Source organism: SAR202 cluster bacterium, assembly GCA_016872355.1.
In the GTDB taxonomy this organism is placed as follows: domain Bacteria; phylum Chloroflexota; class Dehalococcoidia; order Lucifugimonadales; family VGZY01; genus VGZY01.
Genome location: VGZY01000116.1, coordinates 1 through 4,814, shown reverse-complemented (window position 1 = coordinate 4,814; position 4,814 = coordinate 1). Strand labels below are relative to the sequence as shown.

At 63.0% G+C, this 4,814-nt stretch carries 5 protein-coding genes; 4 read left to right on the top strand and 1 reads right to left on the bottom strand.

Features of this window, described 5'->3' with window-relative positions:
- Positions 1-196 precede the first annotated feature (196 nt).
- From FJ319_14450 to FJ319_14435, 4 genes are read left to right on the top strand one after another with little or no spacing between them, the layout of a single operon-like run.
- The gene (locus FJ319_14450; GenBank protein MBM3935466.1) at positions 197-1,048 is read left to right on the top strand and encodes a deoxyribonuclease IV; all 852 of its coding nucleotides are present in this window, start codon (positions 197-199) and stop codon (positions 1,046-1,048) included.
- On the top strand, positions 1,002-2,210 hold the full coding sequence (locus tag FJ319_14445) for a hypothetical protein (GenBank protein ID MBM3935465.1): 1,209 nt from the start codon (positions 1,002-1,004) through the stop codon (positions 2,208-2,210). The genes FJ319_14450 and FJ319_14445 overlap by 47 nt, the downstream gene beginning before the upstream one ends.
- 14 nt (positions 2,211-2,224) lie before the next feature.
- Positions 2,225-3,181: a CBS domain-containing protein gene (locus tag FJ319_14440; protein ID MBM3935464.1), complete on the top strand. Its 957-nt coding sequence runs from the start codon at positions 2,225-2,227 to the stop codon at positions 3,179-3,181.
- A gap of 13 nt (positions 3,182-3,194) precedes the next feature.
- On the top strand, positions 3,195-4,076 hold the full coding sequence (locus FJ319_14435) for a carbon-nitrogen hydrolase family protein (protein ID MBM3935463.1): 882 nt from the start codon (positions 3,195-3,197) through the stop codon (positions 4,074-4,076).
- Between the two features lie 67 nt (positions 4,077-4,143).
- Here the strand turns inward: FJ319_14435 and FJ319_14430 are convergent, their stop codons facing one another.
- Positions 4,144-4,563: a hypothetical protein gene (locus FJ319_14430; protein MBM3935462.1), complete on the bottom strand. Its 420-nt coding sequence runs from the start codon at positions 4,561-4,563 to the stop codon at positions 4,144-4,146.
- Positions 4,564-4,814 lie beyond the last annotated feature (251 nt).

Here is a 4,814-nt window from a genome sequence, read left to right as displayed (position 1 = left end):
TCTCCTCGCCCAAGGATCGAAAGCCGGGTCCAGATCACCCTTGGAGATCGAGACTGATTCAACCAAAACCAGTCGTACTGACAAAATCACTGAGCAGTAAGACTGACAAAGTCATTGAGCATTGACAGCCTGCGGCTTGGTAGGCTGAGAGCGCACCAGCTATAATCGTTCGATACGTCCCACCCGGGGGAGGCATATGAGAATCGGCGCTCACGTATCCACGGCAGGCGGTCTCAGCACAGCGTTCGACCGGGCGCAGGCTATCGGCGCAGAGGCGATACAGATATTCGCGTCCTCGCCGCGGGCATGGGCCTTCAAGGGGCCGTCGGACAAGGAGGTAGCGCTCTTTAAGGAGAAGTCAGCCCGGACCGGCATCAGCCCCGTATTTCTCCACGGCAGCTACCTGGTGAACCTCGGAGGAAACCAGGACCTTCTCCAGAAGTGCACCGAGTCCCTGACGAGCAACCTCACTGTCGCCGCCCAAATAGGCGCCAATGGAGTCATATTCCATAGCGGCAGCCACAAGGGCGTCGGCTTCGATGCGGTATTCGACCAGGTTGTCGGAGTCCTGTCGAAGGTCATTTCGCAGACGCCTGAAAGCGCTCAGCTCATAATCGAGAACTGCGCCGGCTCCGGCGACCAGATAGGCGATTCCTTCAAGGAAGTCGGCCGGATCCTCCACGCGCTGAAAAGCCCGAGGGTGAAGGTGTGCCTGGATACACAGCACGCCTTCGCGGCAGGATACAATGTCAGGGACAGGGACGGCCTCAGCGCGGCTATGGGTGAGTTCGACCGCGAGATCGGGCTCGGCAACCTGTCGGCCGTACACGCCAACGACTCCAAGGGTGACCTGTCCTGCGGAGTCGACCGGCACGAGAATATCGGCGACGGCTTCATCGGCTACGAGGGCTTCGCCATGCTGATGGGCCACCCTGCCTTCAAAGAAGTCCCCTTCCTCCTTGAAGTCCCCGGCATCGAAGACAACGGCCCGGACAGGGAGAATGTCGACCGTCTCAAGGCCATTCGCAAGACGCTTGAGTTGGAGTAGCCGCCGTCCTGCGCGATCGATATTTGTAGTTCTAAGGAGTCAATTTTTGAGTGTCGCCATGAGTCCAGACCGGGCCAGGCAGGTCCGGGAGTACCTTGAGTCAGAGATGGAGGCGGCCGCCACCTACCAGGCCCTTTCACAGATTGAGCTTGATCCGGAGCGCGCCGCCATCTTCATGCGGCTCATGCAGGCCGAGATGCGCCACGCCGCCCGGTGGGCCGAGAAGCTCGGCATCGACCCTACGACCCTCCGGCCCAGTCCGCTGGGCGTCAAAGGCCGCGTTCTGCGCGCCGCGGCCCGCCGCCTGGGCACCAGGCGCGTCATCCCATGGCTGATGCGGCTGGAGGCGGGCGACATCGATAAGTACCGCGCTGACCCCGACGGCCGCGACATCGCCCCCGAGGAGCACGAGCACTCCCGCACTCTTGAAGGCCTCTCCGCCGCCGCCCCTCACCCGGACAGGGCGATCGCCGGCAGCCGCGTCGCCGGCGCCAGCGGCAGCCTGCGCGCCGCCGTCCTCGGCGTCAACGACGGCCTCGTCTCAAACTTCAGCCTCGTTATGGGCGTCGCCGGCGGCACCGAAAACGCGGACTTCGTGCTCCTCGCGGGCGTCGCCGGCCTCCTTGCAGGCGCGTTCTCCATGGCTGCCGGCGAGTACATTTCGATGCGGTCACAGCGCGATATATATGAGTACGCCCTCCGAAAGGAGAAGCGCGAAATCGAGGAGTTCCCGGAAGAGGAAGAGGAGGAGATCAAGCTCATCTACATGGGCAAGGGCCTCACCGAAGAGGAGGCCTCCCATCTCGCGAGCCGCATCATGGCGGACCCGCAGGTGGCCCTGGACACGAAGGCCCGCGAAGAGCTGGGCCTCGACCCCGACGAGCTAGGCTCGCCCTGGGGCGCCAGCTTCAGCTCGTTCGTCGCCTTCGTCTGCGGCGCAATCGTGCCCATACTTCCTTACATCTTTGCCGGCGGCAACATGTCGTTCATGCTCAGCGCCACCCTCAGCATCGCCGCGCTCCTGTTCGTCGGCGGCGCGCTGGCCGTCATGTCCGGCAACAAGCCTTACTGGGGCGCCCTCCGGATGCTCCTCGCCGGCGGCCTCGCCGCGGGCGTAACCTACGCCGTGGGCTCCCTGATCGGCGTCACCGTGTCGGGCTAGGGGAACACTCAATAATGAAAGCATCGATACGTCTGGGCAGGATCTTCGGGATCACGATAGGCATCCACTATTCGTGGTTCATCGTCCTAGCCCTCCTGACCTGGAGCCTCGCACAGGGCTTCCTGCCGGACCAGTACCCCGGTTGGGAGCCGGGGATGTACTGGGGCATCGCCCTCGCGTGCTCCCTGCTCCTGTTCGTCTGCGTCCTCGTCCACGAGCTCGCCCACTCCCTTGTCGCCAAGATGCGCGGCTTCCCAGTCCACGGCATCACCCTCTTCATCCTCGGCGGCGTCAGCTACCTCAAGGCAGAGGCGGGCAGAGCGATCGACGAGCTCACCATCGCCGGCGCAGGCCCCCTCACCAGCTTCATAATCTCCGGGGCCTGCCTCCTCGGCATGCTCGCGGTCCCCAACCACAACTCCGAGCTCCACGCCGTTTTGCGCTACCTCGGCATCGCAAACGCCGCCATCGGCGTCTTCAACCTCATCCCAGCCTTCCCGCTGGACGGCGGCCGCGTGCTCCGCTCGCTCATCTGGGCCGGCACCGGCAAGCTCGTCACCGCCACAAACATCGCCACCGTGTGCGGCCAGGCCATCGGCCTCATCCTTATCGCCGCCGGCATCTACGTTGCCCTTCGCGGCTACCTCCTCCAGGGGCTGTGGCTCATGATGGGCGGCCGGTTCCTCCAGAGCGGCGCAACCGCAACCCGCAAGGACATGGCCTTCGAGGAGGCCCTCAAAAAAGTGCGCGTGTTCGACGTTATGGACCAGCGCCCAAGCACCGTCGAGCCCGAGACGACGATCTCACAGGTGGTCCAGGACCACATGGTGCGCCGTGGCGTCCGTGCCCTCCCTGTGACCGCCGGCGACCGCCTCGTCGGCATGCTCACGCGCGGCCACATCATCCAGTACCTCCAGAACCGCGGCGAGATGAAAGCGCGCCGGGAGAGGCCCAACAACCCGCCAAGGTAAGAAGGAGCGCGACATGTACAGGTCCGTAAAGGCAGCGGCGATCTCCCTGAAGCCGGTTAAGTGGGACAAGGCCGGCAACGCCGACAGGATGGAGGAGTTCTTCTCCCGCGCCGCGCGCGAAAAACCGGACCTGATAGTGACCACCGAGGGCGTCCTGGAAGGCTACGTCGTCACGCCGATAATCGAGGACGTGTCCCTCGCACAGCGCATGTACGATGTCGCCGAGCCCGTGGACGGCCCGTACATCCGGCGCTTCCGCAAGCTGGCGAAGTCGCTCAAGACCTGCCTGTGCTTCGGCTTCGCGGAGCTCGATGGCAAGGATGTCTTCAACACCGCCGTCTTCATCGCCCCCTCCGGCGATATCTGCGGCACGTACCGCAAGGTGCAGCTCGCCGAGGGCACGCACCCAACATGGTTCTTCAACCGCGTCGGCAAAACCCTCCGCGCCTTCGATACCCCCGTCGGCCGCATCGGCATCGTCATCTGCAACGACCGGTGGAACCCAATGATCGTCCGCACCCTCGTCATGGACGGCGCGCAGATGGTTCTCATACCGTCCTACGGCTCGCGCAGCCACAAGCAGAACGAGACGGTCCTGGCCCGCGCCCGCGAAAACGGCGTGCCGATCGTAAACGCCAACGTGGGCATGAACCTGATCATCAGCAAGGGCGAGATAGTCGCGTACAAGTGGGGCGTCGACCAGATAACCACCGGCGTCATTGAAGTGCCCGAGTGGCCGTCTGCCTCCCGGGCCAGGGAGATGGAGGCCGAGTACTTCCGCCTCCAGGGCCCGGAGATGGAAAAGCGCTACGAGAACAAGATGAAGAAGCTGCGCGGTGAGAAGAGCGCCTACGACGAGGCGGCCATGGGGGCCCTGCTTTCAACGCTGAAATAGCCGGGCAAAAAAAGAGTGCGGCCGGGTTCCCGGCCGCACTCCGCAACAATCGTTTCCTGCCGCTAACCTAGTTGGTCGCGGCCGCCGCAGCCTTGGGCTTGACCGTGATCGTGCCCTTCATGCTGATCGGGTGGATAATGCACTGGTAGTTGTACACGCCCGGCGTCATGAACAGGTGGCGGAAACCCTCACGCGGGGGGATGTTCCCGCTGTTGAATTCCACCGGGTCCGCGGCCTGGTCGGGAATGTGGTTGACGGTATGGAGCGGCTGGTCAAAATTCGTCCAGATAATCAGGTCGCCTACCTCGACCTCAGCCGACTGGTGGGTGAAGTTCCTGATCTCCAGGTTCGTCACCTTCGCGTTCGGCGGGGTGGTGGGCACCACCGTGGCAGGGGGGAACGTGGGCTCGGGCTTGGCAAAGCCGCACGCGAGGCCAAATGCTGCCATGACCCCTACAACAAATACCAACATCAGCCGCTTTGACATTACGTCCTCCAGGGAAATTTGGGCCGCCGGTCTCAGCGGCTAGGGTAGACTGTGACGATTTTCACAGACATTGGAAGCGAGTGTAGCATCAGGTGCAACCATCGTCAATTGGAGTAGCACATTGTGTCTTTGCTCAGTGATATTGTCAGTAGGTAACTGCTCAGTGAATATGTCAGTCCATGAGAGGACTACATTTGACCGAGCGAGAAGCGAAGAGAGCACAGATACTGAACCTTGTTCTGGAGGGGCGT